The organism is Litchfieldia stipae (genome assembly GCF_014837155.1).
In the GTDB taxonomy this organism is placed as follows: domain Bacteria; phylum Bacillota; class Bacilli; order Bacillales; family Bacillaceae_L; genus Litchfieldia.
In genome coordinates this window covers 51,075-71,502 of the sequence record NZ_JACYHA010000018.1, presented here as the reverse complement: position 1 = coordinate 71,502, position 20,428 = coordinate 51,075, and the positions used below count along the sequence as shown (strand labels likewise).

The following is a 20,428-nucleotide window of genomic DNA, read 5'->3' as shown; positions in this document are numbered from 1 at the left end:
TTGTCCTCCCTATTTCCTCATTTTTGGATCTAGCGCATCTCTAAGTCCATCGCCTAATAGATTAAAGCATATCATCGTTGCACTTATGATAACCGCAGGAAAGAATAATTTATAAGTGAAGAATCTCATCGCTTTATAACCATCCTCAATCAACACACCTAACGAAGCAAGCGGTGCCTGAAGACCTAAACCGATAAAGCTTAGAAACGCTTCAAAAAAGATTGCTGTCGGAATTGTGAACATAACTGTTACAATAATCGGCCCCATGACATTCGGGAACAGATGCTTCCAGATTAAACGGCCATTTGACGCACCTAACGTACGCGAAGCTAAGACAAATTCTTGTCCCTTCAATTGTAAGACCTGCCCCCTGACAACACGTGCCATTCCAACCCAGCCTGTGATGACCATCGCTAAAATAATCGAGGTAATTCCTGGCTCAAGTATTAAAATAAACATAATAATTATGACTAAGTTTGGTATCCCTATTAACACTTCAATAATACGCTGCATAACGGTATCTGTCCGACCACCGTAAAATGCAGAAAGTCCTCCATATATAACACCAATAATTAAATCCAAAAAGGCAGCTACTAATGCGATATATAGAGAAATCTGAGTCCCTTTCCATACACGTGTCCAAAGATCACGACCAAATTCATCTGTCCCAAACCAATAATTCGTTGTGATATTTCTTTCAGCATATTGATCAATTCCCTTTGAGTCCTTGCCATCAAATCCTAACCACTCTAACCCTGGTACTTTGGGTGGTAAATTGGTATGAACGATATTTTGATCACGATAGGAAAACTCATTGAATGACGGACCAATGATAGCAATAAGAGATATAATCAAAAGAACTACGGCAGAAATAACCGCCCCTTTATTCTTCAGTAGACGCTGAAGTGCTTCTCTCCAAAAAGACACAGACGGTGCAGCGATTTCTTCATTTTTATTTGGATCAAGAGGTGCACGTACAAATAAATCATCTGTGATCTCTTGCGGGACAACCTCAATGTTTTGAGCATGATCTTTGTTCAGGTTAACAGGAGTAGGCGTTTGTGTGCTTGGTTGTATCTTCATGCTTGTTCCCCTCCCTTTCCGAAGCTAATTCGAGGATCAAGGATTCCATATAGAATATCAACAATAAAGACAACAAAAATAAAGAGAGCACTATAAAATAGGGTTATTCCCATAATTACGCTGTAATCTAACACTAAAATAGATAAGGTAAATTGCTCACCAAGGCCTGGCACGGCAAAGATTTTTTCAATGACGAGTGTTCCCGTCATAATCGATACAGCTAGTGGTCCAAGCATTGTTACAACTGGAATCAACGCATTTCTGACAACATGCTTTACAATAATCCCCGCTTCACTAATTCCTTTTGCTCTGGCCGTAATAACATAATCTTGACCTAATACTTCTAGCATTTCACTTCGGATAAAGCGAGCAACAGTTGCAATGACCGTTACAGACAATGCGAATGAAGGTAACAAGGTATGTTGATAACTCTCCCATAAGGCAGGTGGTAAGATCCCCCATTTAACTCCGACATAATATTGTAGTAAAGCAGCAAACACGAATGATGGAATCGACATCCCTAATACAGCAATCGTCACAGCTCCATAATCTAAAATAGAATTATGCTTTAACGCTGAAACAATCCCTAGTCCAAGACCAACAAATGTTCCAAAGATAAGCGCTTGTAGCCCAATAAGAGCTGATGGTCCAATTCGATCACTAATCATGCTATAAACAGTTCGTCCTTTTTGTTGAAAGGACATCCCTAAATCTCCTTGTACAAGGTTCCCTAAATATTGAACATATTGAAGTGCCAACGGTTTATCAAGACCATACTTTGCATTCAATATTTCAAGTTGTTGTGCCGTTAACTTTTCAGGATTGGTATATGGTGTTCCAGGAAGAAATTTAACGAGAAAAAAAGTTGCAGACACGACAATAAATAGGGTTATTAGCATAAAGCCAATTCTTTTGAAAATAAAACCTTTCATATGAACACCCCTTTTTAGTTAACATATAACAAACTGTCCTCTTCTCTTTCTAAAAAAGGATAGGATGCACCATAAGATACATCCTACCCTTACCCTGCTCTAAACAAGATGTTTATTCAATTGTTACCCATTTGTACGTTAAGTCAGCACCACTCGGATGTTGAACAAGACCCTTGATCTTACTGCGTTGTAGGACTGCTTCACCGCTTTGATATAACGGAACAATTGCAGCATCTTCCTCTAGTAAAATCTTTTCAATTCCAAGTAGCATCTCAAAGCGTGCATCTTTATCTGTTTCTGCTCTTGCTTCATTTACAAGTGCATCTAAATCAGGATTATGATAATCCATTCGGTTTGCAGATCCACCTTTTAACCACATATCTAAATATGTCATTGGGTCACTATAGTCTGGTCCCCATGTAGATAACGAAAGATCATAATCTACTGCTTTTTCAATTTCTAGACGTTGTGCGAATGGAACTGCCTTTAGTTCTAAAGTAAATCCAGGTAAATTATCTTGAAGCTGTGCTTGTAAATATTCAGCAGTCTTCTTCATTTCCTCAGAATCTGCAATATTAATAGATACTGTTAAATCTTCAACACCCGCTTCGCTTAGCCCCTGTTCAAACAGCGCTTGAGCTTCTTCGATGGTACCTGTATTAATGTCACCATTTAACTCACGATAATCTTTACCGTCTGGTGAGTAGTAGAACCCTTCTGGAACGACACCGTACAATGGAGTTGATCCATCCTTCAAGATAACGTCTGTTAATCCTGCGCGATCAATAGCCATTCCTACAGCTCTACGTACATTTTCATTACTTAAGACTGGGTGATTATGATTGAAACGTAAGAACACAATCCCTGCTTGTTTATTAATTTGCAATTCTTCACTGCCACTGTATTGATCAACTAACGAAGTTGATAATGTTACACGGTCAATGGTATTGCTTTCAAACAGGTTTGCACCTGTTGCCGGATCTTTCACAACATATACATTTACTTCGTCTAATTTAACAGAAGCTGCATCCCAATATTCTGGGTTCTTCTCTAATTTCCAACTTTGTTCTTGCTTCCACTCTACTAATTTAAATGGTCCGTTTGCTAGAATATTTTCAGCCTCTAAAGCATATTGATCTCCTTGCTCTTCTACGAACTTCTGGTTTTGTGGAAGGAACGTAGCAAATGTTAATAGAGTTTCTAATAGAGGGTTTGGAGCCTCAAGAGTAACCTCTAATGTCTTATCATCAATTGCTTTAACCCCTAAATCAGCAGCTTCAGCTTCTTCATTCATAATTGCTTCAGCATTCTTTAAGTTAGCTGTTACAAAGATAAAACTATAAGGACCAGCTGTTTCGAAAACTCGCTTCCAAGCAAATTCAAAATCATGTGCAGTCACTGCTTCACCATTACTCCAAACAGCATCACGAATGGTAAATGTATGTACAATACCATCGTCGCTTACATCATGTTTCTCAGCAAGCGCTAGTTCTGGTTGATGATTTTGGTCTTGACGATATAGACCCTCTGTCGTATTATTCAACACATCAAATGCAACAAAGTCATGCGCTTGAGTTGAGTCAAGTGTTGGAATATCAGCACCTGCACTAATATTCAAGACTTGTTTACTGTCACCAGGAGTCTCCGTTTGCTCGCCCGGAGTTTCCGTTTCTGTGTCAGTGTCTGGTTCATTTGCCGAATTAAAATTACAGCCTGCTAGAATCGTAGATAACATTAAAACAAAAAGAATAAATGGTAGAATTTTTCTATTTTTCATAATGTTCCCCCTTATGTCAATTTATATAACATTATAGCTTATCAATCTTACATTTTCAAACAAATTATAATTTTCTAAAATTTTAATTTATGAAGGAGCTGTCCACCTTGTACAAGTTATTACTTTGGCTAATTTCCTTACTATTTTCCTATATCGGATTCATTTTTTTCGATAAATCTTTACTAAATTGGGCTGATTTTTTGTTTTTAATAGGCTTATCCCTTTTAATGATTGGATCTGTGATGACTATCATTTCTGGAGGTTTTTTCACTTCTTTTTTGCATAGTTGTAAGGTATTCTTCCATTCGATTAGTAGAAAAGAACAGGTTATACAAGAAAGCGAAAGGAAAGACCCGAAGAATAGAAGTCACTTTCGAACTTATTTCACTTCTTCTAAAATGATTCTATTATTCGGCTTCGGATATTGTGCTGTCAGTTTATTACTATCTATCATTCTAATAAATTAATTTTTCGGAAGATAATTCAAAAAGTTTTGATAAGCAAAACCTTTTACCTCATCTTCAGTGTATCGTTTTAATAGTTCATTTATTAGATTTTGATACGTCGATGAGTCCTCAAGTCCCTTTACCTTGGTTGTGATTCCATCAAAGTCTGAACCTAAACCAATTTGCTTGATTCCACCTAAACTACAGAAATGATCAATATGCTTTATCAAATCTGAAATCGTTGCATTTCCATCCGCTGTTATAAACTGAGGGCAATATACAACATGGATCCTTCCACCTTTTGCAAACATTGCCTTTGCTTGATCATCATATAAATTTCTACGATGGTCGCAAATTGCTCTTGCATTAGAGTGACTAGCAATTGGATAATCTGCTAACTCAATCACATCCCAAAACGCTCTTTCACAAAGATGTGACACATCCGTTAATATACGGTGTTCGTTATTAAATTGAACGATTTCTTTCCCAAAGGTTGTCAACCCAGCACCCCTTGGTTCTCCTGCTCCATCTGCTGCTAAATTGGCATTATTCCATGTTAACCCAATAGAACGGACACCTAATTGATACAAGATTCTAAGCTTTTGAAAGTCATTCCCTATGGCATCAACTCCTTCTAATGTAAGCATCGCCCCAATTTCGCCTTCTTGTAAACGAGAGAAATCCTCCCAATCCTTGATGTGTTTCATATCGGGATTTTTGGCTAGTACTTCGTTATAAAAATAATCAATTTGATCCAATGCTATTTGAAACTTCTCATCAGATTTCATTTCCGGATAGATAAACACCGCATAACATTGGACCATAATTTCACCTTTTTTGAGACGATTGAAATTCGTGTCCAATTCCTCTGAATCTGTGTAACTAAGATTACCTTTGGCTTCGTACAGCTTTAGTAAAGCATCACAGTGTAAGTCGATTATCTTCATATCCCTTCCCCCTTTAACAACTTTTGATAAATCTATCGAATATTTGAATCGCTATTTTATTTCCACTTACCGCAAGAGGCTCTGGATGCCATTGTAATCCTAAAACGAAGGTATGCTCTGTACTTTCAATCGCTTCAATAATCCCGTCTGACGCCCGTCCAGAAACTATTAGTGGCTTGGGTACATTCCTTACAGCTTGATGGTGATATGTATTAACATTAAATGTAGATTGACCAGCTATATCTTCTAGTAAACTCCCTTCAGTCACACTTACTTTATGTGCAAGATGAGTACGTGTGGCCTTTTGACTATGTTGTAATAGTGGTTCTTCCATTTGGCTGTAGATGTCCTGGTACATATCTCCACCTACAGTGATATTAAGAATTTGGATTCCTCGACAAATAGCTAATATAGGCTTATTAGCAGCAAGGGCTTGTTCAATGATGGCAATTTCAAAGCTATCTCTGCCTGGTGAGATCATTCCTAATTTTGGATGTGGCTCTTCACCAAACAGCATAGGATCAATATCCCCTCCACCAGTGACAATAAGCCCATCAATCTTTTCGAGTAACACCGCTACATCTGAATCAATGCCAATAGGTAAAATGACAGGTATCCCACCAGCTTGTATGACTGCTTCAACATAATCATTTGAAAGACTATGTTTATAATCTAACTCCACATGAGAAGTGATCCCTATTATAGGTTTTGTCACAAACCTCTCCCCCTTTTTCTAAATAGCCTTGGCAGTACTTGGATGGACTAACACATTGCCTTAAAGGACTGGTGCAAAGCCTTAGTAATGGCGCCTGGTGCACCATCACCAATTAAATGACCATCAACAGAACGAATAGGCAGCAGCTCAACGGATGTACTTGTAATGAATGCTTCATCTGCATTTAGCAAAAAGTCTTTCGTGAACTTTTCCTCCTTCACTTCAATCCCTTTTTCTCTAGCAATTTGCAATACAGCTGCTCTTGTAATCCCCGGAAGGATATTACTTGTTAGAGGAGTTGTGTAAAGCACTTTATCCTTTACAACAAACACATTACTACTCGTTCCTTCGGCAATGAATCCGTCCTTTTCAAAGATGGCTTCGAAACTCCCTGCCTCAACAGCATTTTGCTTCGCTAAAATATTCGGTAACAAATTCAACGATTTAATGTGGCATTTTGCCCAACGGTCGTCTTCAGCAATCACCGTTTGAACTCCATGCTCATAGCTTTGCTCTGGAACCTTTCTTGCAGGCTTCACCGTTAAAGTAAAGGAAGGTTCTACGTTTGGAAACAAATGATTTCTTGGGGCAATACCTCTTGTTACTTGAAAATAAACCTCTGCATCTTTTATTCCTGATCGTTCAATCACTTCTAGAATTAGCTTTTTAAGCTCATCAAGGGAATAAGGTAGCTTAATTGAAATATTAGAAGCGCTCTTTTCAAATCGTTCTAAATGCGCATCAATTAGAAAAGGCTTAGCATTATACACCTTCACCACTTCATAAACACCATCACCAAATTGATGACCTCGCTCATCAATTGGAATGACAGCTTTGTCGATATCAATAAATTCACCATTAAAAAATCCGATACTCATCAAATCACCTCTTTTATGCATTAACTACATTTTTATCTAAGTCTTCCAATGGCTTATATTCAAGACCAAGGGATTCTGCCACTGCTTTATTTAATAACTGACCTTTCATTACATTTACCCCACTAGCTAATGGAGCATTGTTTTTGATCGCTTCTTCTGGAGAATTCGCCAACATTAAAGCATAAGCAACCGTAGAGTTCGTTAATGCAATAGTCGATGTTCTTGGTACTGCACCAGGCATATTCGCTACTGCATAGTGAACGATATCGTGCTTAATATACGTTGGATTGTCATGCGTCGTCATTCGGTCAATCGTTTCAAAGATTCCACCTTGATCAATAGCAACATCGACGATGACTGAGCCGGGACTCATTCTTCTTATCATTTCCTCTGTTACTAGCCGTGGAGCCTTTGCACCAGGGATTAATACTCCACCAATCACTAAATCAGATTGCTCAACAGCACTTGCAATGTTCAACGGATTTGACATCATTGTTTGCACCTGATTTCCAAACAAATCGTCTAATTGACGTAAACGTTCTGGATTTAAATCCAGAATGGTTACCTCCGCTCCAAGACCAATCGCCATTTTGGCAGCGTTTGTACCAACTACGCCTCCTCCGATGATTGTCACTTTCCCTCGTGCTACACCTGGGACTCCGGCTAGAAGCATCCCTTTTCCGCCTCTAGATTTCTCTAGAAACTGAGCACCAATTTGTGGGGCCATTCTTCCTGCAACCTCACTCATTGGCGTTAATAAAGGCAATGAACCATTTTGTAATTGAATAGTCTCATATGCAATAGCTGTAATACCACTATTCAACAAAGCCTCTGTTAATTCCTTCTCCGCAGCTAAATGGAGATATGTAAATAATATGAGATTTTCTCTAAAATATTGATATTCTTCTGAAATTGGTTCCTTCACTTTCATAATAAGATTCGATTGATTCCAAACCTCTTCAGCGCTTAAGACAATATCACAGCCAACTTTAGCATACTCATCATCACTAAACCCGCTCCCTATTCCCGCAGTAGTTTCTATTAAAATGGAATGACCATTTCTAATGAGCGTATCTGCTCCAGCAGGAGTCAATGCGACACGATTCTCGTTATTCTTTATCTCTTTTGGAATTCCAATCTTCATCTATCTTCTCTCCAATCAAATAATTTGATATATTTTAAATATAAAGTTAATTCATTGTTAAGATTTATTCCAATCAAACTTTTCTATGTTACCTATCCAAATTATTAATACTAAGGGGTTTTTCTATGAATATAGAGCAAATCGAGGCATTTATTTATGTTTCTTTGACAGGTAATTTCAGCAAAGCAGGCGAAATACTCTTTATTTCGCAACCCTCTGTAAGTGCGCGTATTAAAACATTAGAAAATGAAATTGGCTACCAATTATTTAACCGTAATGGAAAAAACGTGATTTTAACGAAGGAAGGCGAAACCTTTCTCCCCTTTGCCAAAACCGTTCTACAAAACATGCAGGATGGCATTCTTGCTATTCAGCAAAATAAAAACAGTACTGAAATTGATCTGAAAATTTCATCCGTCTTAACCGTCACAAATTACGTCTTACCCACTTTGATTAAAGATTTCCATAAAGAATATCCTAACGTAAAGCTTGTGGTCCATACAGGACATTCACATAATGTTCTTGATATGGTATTGAATCATCAAGTAACCATAGGCATTTCGCGCTCCGTAAGCCACCCATTAATTGAACGAATACATTTATTTGATGATGAAATGGTGCTCGTCATTTATCCTAACCATCCGTTTGCAGCAAAAGAAAGCGTCACAGTCAAAGAAGTAGCAAAGGAAAACCTCATTCTTTTCAATCGTGGTTCACTAGATTGGACTCTCATTAGCAACGCTTTTAATAGTGTTAATGTTAAGCCAAATGTTGTATTAGAAGCAGACAATATTGAGCTTGTTAAACAAATGGTCAAAAAAGAAATGGGAATTGGCATCCTACCTAGATTTTCAATTGAAGAAGAATTAACCTTCAAGCAATTAAATATCGTCAAAATTACTGAACTCCCACAAATGAGTCGACCGTTTCAATTAATTTTTCTAAAAGAGACAAAAATAGACGGAGCATTAAAAGACTTTGTTGATTTTCTCATAAAAAAAATTCACATTGATTATGAATTCCATATTGGTTAAGGACACGCGATCCTTAACCTATTTGCTTTGAGCCATTAAAAAGCAAAAAAGTATTTTGGGATAATTAACAAATGAAATCCATATCATATTAAATGGACTTAATCTCTCTTTTTACACATTTGGAAGTGAATATGGTTAGTATTAAGGAAGCCTAATAGACCGTCTTTCTTTACAAATATATACCAGTGAAATATAATGTTAAGTCTATTACAGAGGGGGACTTGAGTAGTGAAAAAAATATCAAATGTGTTTTGGATTACACTTGCAATTGTTTTTGTTGCAGTTGCTTTTGGATTCATTACACCAAACAGATTTGAAGGAATTACTGATAATATACAGGCCTTTATTACTTCAACATTCGGTTGGTATTATCTCATTTTAGTTACCATTATCTTGATTTTTTGTATCTTTCTTATATTTAGCCCCGTTGGCTTAATTAAACTAGGAAAACCAGATGAGGAGCCTGAATTTACGAAGGCTTCATGGTTTGCGATGCTCTTTAGTGCAGGTATGGGTATCGGGCTTGTGTTCTGGGGAGCTGCAGAACCACTTTCACACTTTTTAGCACCACCATTAGCTGAAGGTGGATCAACAGCAGCTAATAAGGAAGCCATGAGATATACCTTTTTCCACTGGGGAATCCATGCATGGGCAATCTATGCAATCGTTGCATTAGCGCTTGCCTACTATAAGTTCAGAAAAGATGAACCTGGTTTAATTTCTGCGACACTTAAGCCTGTATTTGGAAAAAGCATGGAAGGTCCACTAGGTACGGTAGTTGATGTCTTAGCCGTATTTGCGACAGTAGTTGGGGTTGCTACAACTTTAGGCTTTGGGGCTGCACAAATTAATGGTGGCTTATCATATTTAATTGGAATTCCTAATAATTTCTTGGTTCAATTTATCATCATTGCTATAGTGACAGTTTTATTTATGATCTCTGCTTCAACAGGATTGGGTAAAGGGATCAAATATTTAAGTAATACGAATATGGTATTAGCGATTATTCTATTTGCATTAATGTTCTTTATAGGTCCTACGATTCTCATTTTAGATATGTTCACAGATTCACTCGGTGGGTACATACAAAACATTATCAACATGAGCTTCCGAATCGCTCCACTAAATGAAGATCATCGCTCATGGATCAACGGTTGGACGATTTTCTACTGGGCATGGTGGATTTCGTGGTCACCTTTTGTTGGGATATTTATTGCCCGTGTTTCACGCGGTAGAACGATTCGTGAATTTATGATTGGCGTCCTATTGTTACCTACGCTTGTCAGTTTTTTATGGTTCGCTACATTTGGAACCTCGGCGATTGAAACACAAAAATCCGGAATTGATTTAACTCAATTTGCAACAGAGGAAGTTTTATTTGCTATTTTCAATCATATGCCTGGTTCAATCATCTTATCGATTATAGCTATTTTGTTAGTTAGTACATTTTTTATCACGTCTGCTGATTCTGCAACGTTTGTGCTTGGAATGCAAACGACTTATGGTTCATTAACACCGCCAAATAACGTTAAGCTAACATGGGGAATTGCTCAGTCCACAGTTGCATTAATCTTACTATATAGTGGTGGATTACAAGGACTCCAGAATGCATTAGTCATCGCTGCTTTTCCTTTTTCATTCATTATACTATTCATGATGCTTTCTCTTTACCGTTCTTTAACCAAAGAGAAGAAAGAGCTTGGCCTTTATTTCAAGCCAAAAAGAAAAGAGAAAAAAGCTTAAGTTTCAAACCTTACTCGTTTCATGAGTAGGGTTCTTTTTTTATCTATGTTAAAATAAAGGAGGCAAATTCGGGAAATTTAGGAGTGTAGGAAATCGTGAACAAAAAAGACATCGCACACATTCGAAAACAATTCAAAATAAATAATGATTTACTAAAAATCTCCGACATCTTTAACGTATACATTATGAAGGAAACAAGTGAGATCTATCATCACCAAAGTCAGCCTTTCGAAATGCTAGATCAAGATCAACAAGAGCTATTTATGACGAATTTCAAGAAATTACTTGCAGGTCAATTAGATGAGAAGCTGTTCGAATTGAAGTTTCAACGTGATGTTGAAAATAACAGTCAGCTTATACTGCATCAAGGCTTACTTACTAGTGAGATTGATGATTGGATCGAGCAAATGCTGAAGATTGTTGAAAAAATGCTGTTGAATCGACAGTACGAAAAAGATATAGTTGTGACATTTATTAAAGCAGAATATTTAAAGCCAACAAAGCGTAGAAATGAAGAGGCTGAGCAAAGTGAACGTGATACCGTCTACTCACACCCCTTTATACTATGTAGTATAAATAACACGCAGGAACCAAAAAAAGAGTTGCTATTTGACTATGTTCAACGAGAGTTCAAATATAATTTCGTGGTAGATCCTATTATTAACCTTAATGCTCCGATTGGCGGATTTCTTTTCCCTTGCTTCTCCGATCATGCAGCTGACGTGAACCACATTCTCTATTCTGCTGGGAAAGTCCACGAGCCTGATCACCAATTCATTGAGGATGTACTTAATGGCGAAGAAACAATGACCGCGATGGATGATAAAATCGTTTTTGAGGAAATTATTAAGGACGTGACAGGTGATCAGTTAAATACCTCTACTCTCACCAATGTGTATGAAGAAATTCACCGGATGATCGTAGAGAATGAAGAGGAAGAACAACCAACATTAGCTACAAAGGATGTTGAACGTGTATTAAAGATGAGTGGAATTGAAGATGTTAATCAAGAAAAGGTAGAATCCGCCTTTCAAAAAATCATTGATGATGACAAATATGAGATTAAAGCAGCAAGCGTGGTCCCAAAATTCTCATCAAAATCGATCAAAATTAGTACCAAAATAGCAAACATCTCAATAAGCCCACCAGATCTAAGATATGTGAAGCAAGTTCAGTTCAGTGGCAAGAGATATCTAATGATTGAAGTTGAAGAAGACACCGTCATTGAGGGCTTCACCATGATTCCTGAGGCATTTGGTGAGAATTAGACGCTGCACTTTGACTTCCACAGACGCGGAGTGTACTCATGTTGTGGCTTTATAAAGTAACATTTTTCATTGAAAATTAACATATTGTAGTTCATCTACGATAAATATCATATATGATTAAATAAGATTAACAACATACCGATTCTCAACTATATTGACAAAAGCATGTCTCGTGGAAAGGAGTGTATCATAAGCTTGAAAACACTTATAGTCGAACATATCGTTCAACGTTTTTCATTGAAGGTCTTATGTGGAGAGAAGCAATTACAACAAGAAATAATTCAACCTCGTTCACATCGCCCTGGTTTGGAATTTGTTGGTCACTTTGACTTTTTCCCGACTGAACGAATTCAAATACTCGGACGAAAAGAGATCACATATTTACATAAATTAAGTTTAGAGGAACGTCAACTAAGAATAAGTAATATTGTGAAATACCATCCTCCTTGTTTTATCGTTACGGCTGGTCAAGAAGGTCTCACCTATTTAACACAATACTGTATAGAAGAAGGTATCCCTCTGTTATGTACAGAAGAACCTCAATCAACATCTGAATTTATCACTAAGCTTGATGAATTTATGGTAAAAAAACTAGCTCCTGAAATAGCCATACACGGCGTTTGCATCAATGTATATGGAATGGGGATCTTAATTCGAGGAAAATCTGGTGTTGGTAAAAGCGAAATCGCACACACGTTAATAGGGAGAGGGCATAGGCTAGTCGCTGATGATATTGTCGTCTTAAAAAAGCTTAGTCCACGAACCATACTTGGTACCCATGACGAAAAAACGAAGGAATTCATCTCATTACGCAGTATCGGCCTTATTAATGTCGTGCGTTTGTATGGTAGAAAGGCATTCCAGGATGAAACAAGGATTGCACTAGATATTGAATTAACAAAATGGGAGAAGGATTCTCTCAATAATGAGTTAGAACATGAGGCCAAATTCACTGAATATATGGACGTTCAAATTCCTCATATTGAAATCCAGCTGCAACCAGGGCGTGATGTCGCCGGATTAATCGAAGCAGCTGCTAATAACTGGCTCCTGAAGCAGCAAGGCTACAGTGCTGCCGAGGAATTTATGAAGCGGCTTGAGCCAGAGTTCTTAGACTAGATCTCTTCCCCAAGCCTCCACTGGAGCTGAACCCTCCTGTGGGGGCTCTTTCTATTTACTTGAGCATCTTCTTTCCAATATATTATACTTTTTGGTATAATATTTATAAATCAATAGAGAGTCCTTGAATAAGTGCCGCTTTTATCGACACTTTTTTTATTTTCAAAGAAGAGAGGTGAATAGTATGACTAAAAATAAAGTAAGTCCGAGGGATCATATACTAGAGCTACTTAAAAAAGAAGTTTCTTTGTCAGTAAGTGATCTTATTGGGCATCTTCATATTACTCATATGGCCGTTAGAAAGCATCTCGCCATTCTAGAAAAAGACGACTTAATTAAATCGATAGAGATCAAACAGCCTATGGGCCGTCCCCTACAAAAATACTCTTTGACTGAAAAAGGAGAAAATCTTTTCCCCAGAAACTATGAAAGCATTACACTTGATTTCCTTAAGGATATTAAAGAAATTCACGGTGAAGAGTCTGTAGAGCTTCTGTTCAAGAAAAGGGAAGATCGCCTTACTCAGGAATATAGAAATCGTATTCAACACTCGTCATCTATCACTGAAAAAATAAATAAAATCGCACAGATCCAAAATGAAAAAGGATATATGGCAAGTGTCAATCAATTAGATGAAAAATCCTTCGAACTAATTGAATATAACTGTCCCATTGACTCAGTCGCACAGGAATTCAAAATGGCTTGTCGATGTGAAACCAATATGTTTAAAAATGTCCTTGAAACTGACAATGTCCGCAGAATCTGCTGCAAAACAGAAGGCGATGACCATTGTAAGTTCATCTTTGATTTAGCTTAGTATAAGTAGAATACAACAACACCCTAGTTGCCTAGGGTGTTTTACTTAGTCTGTTTTCTAGAAGATTGTTGCATTAGACTTAAATATAGAGAAAACGTGGTCTCTAGCAGCCTGACTACATGGAGACTCCCGTGGGATGCGTGAGCAAAGTGAGACCCCGCAGGAGCATTACGACGAGGAGATTCACCGGTCACCCCACAGGACGAGGAGTGTATTCAGGCTGCGACGTCATTAGCAACATTTTATGGGGAACAGCCTTTACTTATTTTCATGCTATTTATCTTCTTTAAATACATCTAAAGAATCTAATTTATTTCCATCAAAATCAAATAACGTTAGGTTTGCCCATCCATTGTCATGGCCAACTGACCATTCTTTCTTTGACGGAATCCAACAAGGCTCCCAATAATACACCCCTACCCCATGTTGATTTGGCGTATTCTTAATGATCTTAATTAAATCCTTTAAATACGCTGATTGTCCCTCGACTGTCGCTGGATAACCATCGATTAATTGTTCCTCTGAGTTAAAAATATTCTCAACACTAGGATCAGCAGATGCTAATGTCCAAGGATATGCAACTTCCACTACCACAATATCTTTTTCATATCGGGTAGCTAGATCGTTTAGATTCTCCTCTAAATCACTCATCGTTCCATGCCACCATGGATAAAAGGAAAGACCAATCACATCATATGTAACGTCTAGCTGATGAATCTTATCGAAAAACTTTCGACTGTTTTTATTGTCACCACCGCGATCAATATGAATCATTGTTTCAACATGATCCTCAGAAGTTAAAGCATCATGCAGACCAGACAACCCCGCTTTTATCAATCGAGCTAAATTCTCCCACTGCTTATCGTTATCAAAGCCGTCTTCCATGACTCTTCCTTCATCCCAAAGCATTCCGTTAATGATTTCATTCCCTATTTGAACCATATCAGGTAAGACAGCTTCACTTTTAAGAGTTTGAATGGTGTCCTTTGTAAAGGTATGTACAGCTTCAGTTAATTCAGTAAAAGATAGGTTTGCCCAATCCTTCGGTTTTGTTTGCTTCCCTGGATCTGCCCAGTAGTCCGAATAGTGGAAATCTAGTAAAAAATGTAAGCCATTCTCTTTGATTCGCTTTGCAACTTGTATCGTTCTCTCTAAATTACAATAGCCACCTGTAGGTTCGTTCCAAAGCCGCAAGCGGATTGAATTCACACCAGATAGCTTTAATAAAGCGATTACATCTACTTCTTTATTATTATCATAGAATTTCCCGCCCTCTGTCTCAATCTCATCAACAAATGAAATATCTACGCCATTTAAGAAACGTCTACTCATTTTTCAACCTCCAAATTGAATGTAGGAATCTATTATTTTGTGTGTCATATCTATTTTGACAGAAATTCATTGTTATGGGAATTACAAAAAAAGCCCGAACATAGATGTCATCCACAAAAGGGCATTCATCCATGCTCAGGCCTTATTTTCCATTCAGTCCACTTTGTAAAACTAGCATTTCCTCAGCCAGTTTCTGAATCCGACTTTCGATGTCTTTATCTGTTATTTCATTTTCGTCATTGAATGCATCATTGTGGATAAAAACATTTCCTGTTGGCACGACTCCCTTTAAGAAGGTAAGGATTGGTCTGAGTTGAAAATCAGATACAAGAAAATGTTTGTCTGAACCACCCGTTGACACAATTCCAGTCACTTTTGATTTAAAAGCATCTGTTGGAATGTGATCAAGCAAATTCTTTAACGCTCCTGTTATCGAGGCCTGATAAATCGGTGTCCCAAATACCAGTATATCAGCAGATATAATCTTATTTACGACTGATACAGTGTCATCATTATAATATGAAAGAGGGGTTCCACGAACAAACTCCACATCATACTCCTTCAAATCGATTAATTCTATTTCAATGCTTGAATCAATTCGTTTTGCAGCTTGTAACACTTCAAATACAATCTTTGATGTTTTCGCTCCGATTAATGAACCAGATACTCCTACTAGTTTCACTAGAAAACCTCCTTTGTTAAATGGAGAACTGTAGAAATTCTAAAACGATTATGCATAGAAATCTAATTCAGCTTGAATTTGTTTCTTGATTTTGTCCAAACACTCTTCAGTTGTCTTTGCAAAGATTCGTTTTCCATTTACAATAGCATATGGTAATTTCGCGCACATTCCACAGAAAGATAAGCAATCGCTTGTTAATACTGCTACTTCCGGAAATTCGTCTTCTAACATTCCCTCTACATCGATTTGTGTAATTAGACTACCATCGCATATTTCAACAACTACAATTCCCATCTCTAACTGATCCCTTCTATTAATCCAATCTACAAAACGTTTACTCTATAAATCCCAAAATTTCCTCTGCCTCTTTTTTATCCTGCTGCATTTGATGAATAAGTGACTCAAGTCCATCAAACTTGATTTCACCCCGTAAATATCTGATGAAGGAAACAGCAACCGTTTTCCCATACAAATCACCAGAATAATTAAGCAGATGCGCTTCAATTAAATATCCTTCACCATTAACCGTTGGGCGGTAGCCCGCACTGATCAGGCAGGCCCAGGATTCTCTCACCATACCTTCTTCATAAATCTCCGCAGTTCCAACATAGACACCTGGCTTTGGAAGAACATATGATTCAAGCTTCCCTAAATTGATCGTGGGAAAACCTAGCTCTCTACCTAAAGCATTCCCATGTATTACTTCTCCAATCACACGATACCGACGATTTAGGAGGACTTGTGCGGCCTCAACTTTGCCATTGCTGATCAAAGAGCGAATATCAGTGCTGCTTATCTTCATTCCATTTTCTCTAAAAAAAGGAATAACTGATACTTGTATATTTATTTTTTCACAGAGACGGATCAATTCATCTGTGCCAGCCCTACCCCCTGCACCAAAACGGAAGTCTTCTCCAACAATAAGTCTTTTCACATTTAATTGACTCAAATGCTCAAGGACAAATTCATCTGCAGGAATCTTAGCGTATTCCTTTGTAAATTCAACGTGATACAAGCGTTGAACACCATATTCTTTTAGAATCGAGACTTTATCCTTTAATGGAGTAAGATCATGTTCAAATTCTGGATCCTCATTCAACACATACTGTGGATGCTTTGAAAAGCTCCAAACAGCTAACATATCATCCTCTTGAATATATTCTTTTGCCTCATGTAAAAGTAATTGATGCCCTTTATGAATACCATCTAATTTTCCAATCACTAGCACAAGTGATGTTAAATCATGCGGTGGCTTAGTGGTTACATTTATAATCTCCATCTTATCCCTCATTTAGAATCAGTAAGTATGTCTTACTTATTTTTTTGGACTTCATGTCCGCCAAATTCATTACGGAGAGCTGCGACCACCTTTCCTGTGAACGTATCATTTTCTAATGAACGATATCTCATTAATAATGACATCGCGATGACAGGAGTCGCTGCTTGTAAATCAAGGGCCGTTTCAACAGTCCATTTTCCCTCACCCGAAGAATTCATGACACCTTTGATTTCATCTAAGTTGGCATCCTTTGAAAAGGCTCTTTCAGTTAATTCCATTAACCATGAACGTATAACTGATCCATTGTTCCAAACTCTTGCTACTTGTTCATAATCAAAATCAAAATCGCTCTTTTCAAGGACTTCAAATCCTTCTCCAATCGCAGCCATCATTCCATACTCAATACCATTGTGAACCATTTTTAAGAAATGACCACTCCCTGCTTTTCCAGCATATAAATAGCCGTTTTCAACTGAGGTATCTCTAAAGAGCGGCTCAACGATCTCCCAAGCTTCTTGATCTCCACCAACCATATAGCAGGCACCATTTCGCGCCCCTTCCATTCCACCAGAGGTACCCACATCCATAAAATGCACTCCGAGGTCTTTGAGTTGGTTATATCTACGAACAGATTCTTTATAATGAGAATTACCCGCTTCGATGACAATATCCCCTTTAGATAAGAACGGGGTGATTTCAGCAATAACATGATCAACAACAGCATGTGGAACCATCATCCACACAACTCTTGGAGCCTCTAATGATTCAATTAGCCCTTGTAGACTATTCACTCCTGCTGCACCATATGTTCTCATGTCTTCAACTGCTTGTTCATTTACATCAAAGGCAACCACCTTATGATGTTGATCGATTAAATTCTGTCCCAAATTTAATCCCATTTTACCTAATCCTATTAAACCGACTTTCAAACGAAAAACCTCCAATGATGTTATAAATATTTTGAACGTAACTCTTACAAAAAAAGTTGAGTGTTTTTTCTTAATTCCTAACTTCAGCTATTTCTTTATCTAACCACCAAGAAAAACCGTCTTGTTCTAGTAGCCTTCTAGAAGCTTCAGGACCATTTGATCCTGATGAATACTCAAATAATGGCAGTTGATTTTCTTGAAAAGCTTCCAAAATAGGTTGAATCCACGACCAAGATAGCTCTACTTCATCCCAATGAGCAAAGAAAGTGGAGTCTCCACAAATCGCATCAAAGATTAACCGTTCATATGCTTCTGGATTGTTTTCTTGCGTTGCTACAACATCCATATTCATTGGGTTAGTAGATAACTCTTGTTTCAGACTTTGACTCTTAAATTGGAAATAGGCTCTTTCATTCGGAGCCATTTCAATAATTAACAAGTTCGGCTCACCTTGTTCTTTATGCTCATTTAATGGTGTTTTGAACTCAATCACGATACGAGTTGATTTTTCCTTCATCCTTTTCCCAGTTCGGATATAGAAAGGAATCCCCTGCCAATATGGATCATCAATGACTAATTTCGCAGCAACAAATGTATCTGTTTGTGAAGTAGGAGCAACTCCTGGTTCACTTCTATAATCATTTACTTCCCGTCCATTAACATTCCCGGAATGATACTGTCCACGTATGATGCTTAACTTGGCATCACTTATTCTTACTGGACGAAGCGCTTGGACGATTCTCTTCTTTTCTTCATGTATGTTAATAACTTCCGCTCTATTTGGTTGATTAATTGCAACTAGCATCACCAATTGAAGAATATGATTTTGGAACATATCCCGAATGGCACCAGAGTGGTCATAATATGCAGCCCTTTCTTCGACCCCTACTACTTCACTTGCTGTAATTTGGACATTCGCTATTTGATATTTGCTCCATAATGTTTGCATTAACGGATTGGCACTAACTAATGACTCTAGTTTTTGTACCATTGTTTTTCCAAGGTAATGGTCAATCCGATAAATTTCCTCTTCTTTGAAAGCTTTACTTAAATTCTTGTTCAGCTCCCATGCTGATGGTAGATCTCGCCCAAATGGCTTCTCAATCATCAGTCGCTTCCAGCCTTTTGTTGTACCTAGTCCACTTTCATTGATATGTAAGGCAATTAAATCAAAAAAGTCTGGAGCTACTGAAAGGTAGAACATTCTATTTTCAGGGATATTCAATTCTTCTTCACGTTCTTTTACTACTTGTAGAAGTGATTGATAATCTTCAGCTTTTGTCACCTCTAACGTACAATAACGAAACCACTGAAGAAATGACTCCATTTTTGGATCATCCTGAATAGGTCTTCTTGAAAAATCCTGGATTGATTTTTTTACCTGTGCTTGAAAATCATGATCTGCGATATTCCGTCTTCCTAGACCAATTACCGAAATGGGCTTTTCTATCTTTTGGTCAATGAATAAATTATATAAAGCTGGGTAAATTTTTCGCTTCGCTAAATCCCCAGTTGCTCCAAACAAGACAAATGTCATAGATTCCATAGTGATAACTCCTTTAAAATCAATTTAATCCCGATTTCTTTTTATACCATAAAGTATAAAAATGTTGTTTATATTACAACATAGCCAAATAAGATTATCAATCTATTTGCTTAGACTATTCTGCTACCTTCGATAAATGAAAAAGCATAGCGAGAAGCTATGCCTTCCTATTCAAAAAGATGATTTATTAAAAATCATATTGTGCTTCGTTTCGTTTTCTTATCTCAGCAAAGGTCTCCGTTAATACCATCGTATCCTCAACCAATCGCTCAATTCTGAATAGAACATCATGATTGGTAATTTCTTTTCTGTAGAAGTCTTCTTCCCCAATAAATACATATGTCTGTACAATCTGTGCTTTCATATAAGCCAAAATCGGTTTTAATTGTTGCTCAGCCACTAGGTAATGCTTTGAGGAACCTGCTGTCACTAACATGCTGACTACTTTATCACGAAATGCATTTTGCGGTAACAAATCAAAGATGTTTTTTAATGTAGCTGGAATGGACGCTTGAAATACGGGTGTCCCAATAATGATTGCGTCTGCTTCCATGATGCTTTTCGTCACGTAGCCTGTGTCACCTTCATACTCTAAATAATTACGCCCATCACTGAATTGAATATCATAATCAGCTAGATCCAGCAAAGTCACTTCAGTATCAGGATACTTACTAGATATTTCTTTCACGGTGTAGTCCATGGCAATTCTTGTTTTTGAGCCAACCTTCGAACCCGCTAATGCAACAATCTTCATGTC

General features: G+C 37.5%; 20 protein-coding genes. 6 read left to right on the top strand and 14 right to left on the bottom strand.

Annotated elements, in window-relative coordinates; translation table 11 throughout:
• Nucleotides 1–9 precede the first annotated feature (9 nt).
• From opp3C to F7888_RS17665, 3 genes are all read right to left on the bottom strand, one after another.
• Nucleotides 10–1,083 carry an oligopeptide ABC transporter permease gene (gene opp3C / locus F7888_RS17675; protein ID WP_191781780.1) on the bottom strand — a complete coding sequence of 358 codons (1,074 nt, stop codon included), beginning with the start codon at nt 1,081–1,083 and terminating at the stop codon, nt 10–12.
• Nucleotides 1,080–2,015, bottom strand: coding sequence for an ABC transporter permease (locus tag F7888_RS17670; protein WP_191781778.1), 936 nt, complete (start codon nt 2,013–2,015; stop codon nt 1,080–1,082). The genes opp3C and F7888_RS17670 overlap by 4 nt, the downstream gene beginning before the upstream one ends.
• Nucleotides 2,016–2,127: 112 nt before the next feature.
• The gene (locus tag F7888_RS17665; RefSeq protein WP_191781775.1) at nt 2,128–3,792 is read right to left on the bottom strand and encodes a peptide ABC transporter substrate-binding protein; all 1,665 of its coding nucleotides are present in this window, start codon (nt 3,790–3,792) and stop codon (nt 2,128–2,130) included.
• Nucleotides 3,793–3,881: 89 nt separating this feature from the next.
• Between F7888_RS17665 and F7888_RS23105 the strand changes: the two genes are divergently transcribed.
• Nucleotides 3,882–4,259 carry a DUF3899 domain-containing protein gene (locus F7888_RS23105; RefSeq protein WP_225228872.1) on the top strand — a complete coding sequence of 126 codons (378 nt, stop codon included), beginning with the start codon at nt 3,882–3,884 and terminating at the stop codon, nt 4,257–4,259.
• On the opposite strand, the gene F7888_RS17655 is transcribed toward F7888_RS23105, so the two are convergent.
• Genes F7888_RS17655 through ald form a run of 4 tightly spaced genes read right to left on the bottom strand, consistent with a single transcriptional unit; the run spans nt 4,256 to nt 7,922 of the window.
• A complete protein-coding gene (locus tag F7888_RS17655) occupies nt 4,256–5,185 on the bottom strand; it encodes a dipeptidase (protein WP_191781772.1) in 930 nt (309 codons plus the stop codon). The genes F7888_RS23105 and F7888_RS17655 overlap by 4 nt on opposite strands.
• Before the next feature lie 13 nt (nt 5,186–5,198).
• Complete coding sequence (locus tag F7888_RS17650; protein WP_191781770.1) at nt 5,199–5,900, bottom strand: gamma-glutamyl-gamma-aminobutyrate hydrolase family protein; 702 nt, start codon at nt 5,898–5,900, stop codon at nt 5,199–5,201.
• A gap of 47 nt (nt 5,901–5,947) precedes the next feature.
• Nucleotides 5,948–6,778, bottom strand: coding sequence for a D-amino-acid transaminase (dat, locus tag F7888_RS17645; protein WP_191781767.1), 831 nt, complete (start codon nt 6,776–6,778; stop codon nt 5,948–5,950).
• A 13-nt stretch (nt 6,779–6,791) separates the two neighbouring features.
• A complete protein-coding gene (gene ald, locus F7888_RS17640; protein ID WP_191781765.1) occupies nt 6,792–7,922 on the bottom strand; it encodes an alanine dehydrogenase in 1,131 nt (376 codons plus the stop codon).
• Nucleotides 7,923–8,047: 125 nt separating this feature from the next.
• On the opposite strand from ald, the gene F7888_RS17635 reads away from it, so the two are divergent.
• The 5 genes from F7888_RS17635 (at nt 8,048) to F7888_RS17615 (ending at nt 13,903) form a co-directional block, all read left to right on the top strand.
• Nucleotides 8,048–8,956: a LysR family transcriptional regulator gene (locus tag F7888_RS17635; RefSeq protein ID WP_191781763.1), complete on the top strand. Its 909-nt coding sequence runs from the start codon at nt 8,048–8,050 to the stop codon at nt 8,954–8,956.
• Nucleotides 8,957–9,184: 228 nt separating this feature from the next.
• Complete coding sequence (locus tag F7888_RS17630) at nt 9,185–10,699, top strand: glycine betaine uptake BCCT transporter (RefSeq protein ID WP_191781761.1); 1,515 nt, start codon at nt 9,185–9,187, stop codon at nt 10,697–10,699.
• A 95-nt stretch (nt 10,700–10,794) separates the two neighbouring features.
• Nucleotides 10,795–11,967, top strand: a complete 1,173-nt coding sequence (locus F7888_RS17625) for a DUF4317 domain-containing protein (protein ID WP_191781759.1) — start codon at nt 10,795–10,797, stop codon at nt 11,965–11,967.
• Nucleotides 11,968–12,162: 195 nt separating this feature from the next.
• Nucleotides 12,163–13,086 (top strand): HPr(Ser) kinase/phosphatase, encoded by a 924-nt coding sequence (gene hprK / locus F7888_RS17620; RefSeq protein WP_191781757.1) that lies wholly within the window; start codon nt 12,163–12,165, stop codon nt 13,084–13,086.
• Nucleotides 13,087–13,270: 184 nt separating this feature from the next.
• Complete coding sequence (locus F7888_RS17615; protein WP_191781755.1) at nt 13,271–13,903, top strand: helix-turn-helix transcriptional regulator; 633 nt, start codon at nt 13,271–13,273, stop codon at nt 13,901–13,903.
• 273 nt (nt 13,904–14,176) lie between these two features.
• Here F7888_RS17615 and F7888_RS17610 read toward each other — a convergent pair whose 3' ends face one another.
• The 7 genes from F7888_RS17610 to F7888_RS17580 form a co-directional block, all read right to left on the bottom strand.
• Entirely contained in the window at nt 14,177–15,235 is a 1,059-nt protein-coding gene (locus tag F7888_RS17610; RefSeq protein WP_191781753.1) for a glycoside hydrolase family 53 protein, read from the bottom strand.
• 142 nt (nt 15,236–15,377) lie between these two features.
• Nucleotides 15,378–15,917, bottom strand: a complete 540-nt coding sequence (locus F7888_RS17605; protein ID WP_191781751.1) for an NADPH-dependent FMN reductase — start codon at nt 15,915–15,917, stop codon at nt 15,378–15,380.
• Nucleotides 15,918–15,965: 48 nt separating this feature from the next.
• Complete coding sequence (locus tag F7888_RS17600) at nt 15,966–16,211, bottom strand: YuzB family protein (RefSeq protein WP_191781749.1); 246 nt, start codon at nt 16,209–16,211, stop codon at nt 15,966–15,968.
• Between the two features lie 40 nt (nt 16,212–16,251).
• Entirely contained in the window at nt 16,252–17,196 is a 945-nt protein-coding gene (locus F7888_RS17595) for a bifunctional riboflavin kinase/FAD synthetase (RefSeq protein WP_191781747.1), read from the bottom strand.
• A 32-nt stretch (nt 17,197–17,228) separates the two neighbouring features.
• Complete coding sequence (gene gnd, locus F7888_RS17590; protein ID WP_191781745.1) at nt 17,229–18,125, bottom strand: phosphogluconate dehydrogenase (NAD(+)-dependent, decarboxylating); 897 nt, start codon at nt 18,123–18,125, stop codon at nt 17,229–17,231.
• 70 nt (nt 18,126–18,195) lie between these two features.
• The gene (gene zwf / locus F7888_RS17585; protein WP_191781743.1) at nt 18,196–19,671 is read right to left on the bottom strand and encodes a glucose-6-phosphate dehydrogenase; all 1,476 of its coding nucleotides are present in this window, start codon (nt 19,669–19,671) and stop codon (nt 18,196–18,198) included.
• Between the two features lie 187 nt (nt 19,672–19,858).
• On the bottom strand, nt 19,859–20,425 hold the full coding sequence (locus tag F7888_RS17580; protein ID WP_191781741.1) for an NADPH-dependent FMN reductase: 567 nt from the start codon (nt 20,423–20,425) through the stop codon (nt 19,859–19,861).
• Nucleotides 20,426–20,428 lie beyond the last annotated feature (3 nt).

Excerpts from the sequence above, each read along its gene's own strand:
- opp3C (WP_191781780.1), bottom strand. The coding sequence starts at position 1,083 with ATGAAGATACAACCAAGCACACAAACGCCTACTCCTGTTAACCTGAAC.
- F7888_RS17670 (WP_191781778.1), bottom strand. The coding sequence starts at position 2,015 with ATGAAAGGTTTTATTTTCAAAAGAATTGGCTTTATGCTAATAACCCTA.
- F7888_RS17665 (WP_191781775.1), bottom strand. The coding sequence starts at position 3,792 with ATGAAAAATAGAAAAATTCTACCATTTATTCTTTTTGTTTTAATGTTA.
- F7888_RS23105 (WP_225228872.1), top strand. The coding sequence starts at position 3,882 with ATGAAGGAGCTGTCCACCTTGTACAAGTTATTACTTTGGCTAATTTCC.
- F7888_RS17655 (WP_191781772.1), bottom strand. The coding sequence starts at position 5,185 with ATGAAGATAATCGACTTACACTGTGATGCTTTACTAAAGCTGTACGAA.
- dat (WP_191781767.1), bottom strand. The coding sequence starts at position 6,778 with ATGAGTATCGGATTTTTTAATGGTGAATTTATTGATATCGACAAAGCT.
- ald (WP_191781765.1), bottom strand. The coding sequence starts at position 7,922 with ATGAAGATTGGAATTCCAAAAGAGATAAAGAATAACGAGAATCGTGTC.
- F7888_RS17635 (WP_191781763.1), top strand. The coding sequence starts at position 8,048 with ATGAATATAGAGCAAATCGAGGCATTTATTTATGTTTCTTTGACAGGT.
- F7888_RS17615 (WP_191781755.1), top strand. The coding sequence starts at position 13,271 with ATGACTAAAAATAAAGTAAGTCCGAGGGATCATATACTAGAGCTACTT.
- F7888_RS17610 (WP_191781753.1), bottom strand. The coding sequence starts at position 15,235 with ATGAGTAGACGTTTCTTAAATGGCGTAGATATTTCATTTGTTGATGAG.
- F7888_RS17600 (WP_191781749.1), bottom strand. The coding sequence starts at position 16,211 with ATGGGAATTGTAGTTGTTGAAATATGCGATGGTAGTCTAATTACACAA.
- F7888_RS17595 (WP_191781747.1), bottom strand. The coding sequence starts at position 17,196 with ATGGAGATTATAAATGTAACCACTAAGCCACCGCATGATTTAACATCA.
- zwf (WP_191781743.1), bottom strand. The coding sequence starts at position 19,671 with ATGGAATCTATGACATTTGTCTTGTTTGGAGCAACTGGGGATTTAGCG.
- F7888_RS17580 (WP_191781741.1), bottom strand. The coding sequence starts at position 20,425 with ATGAAGATTGTTGCATTAGCGGGTTCGAAGGTTGGCTCAAAAACAAGA.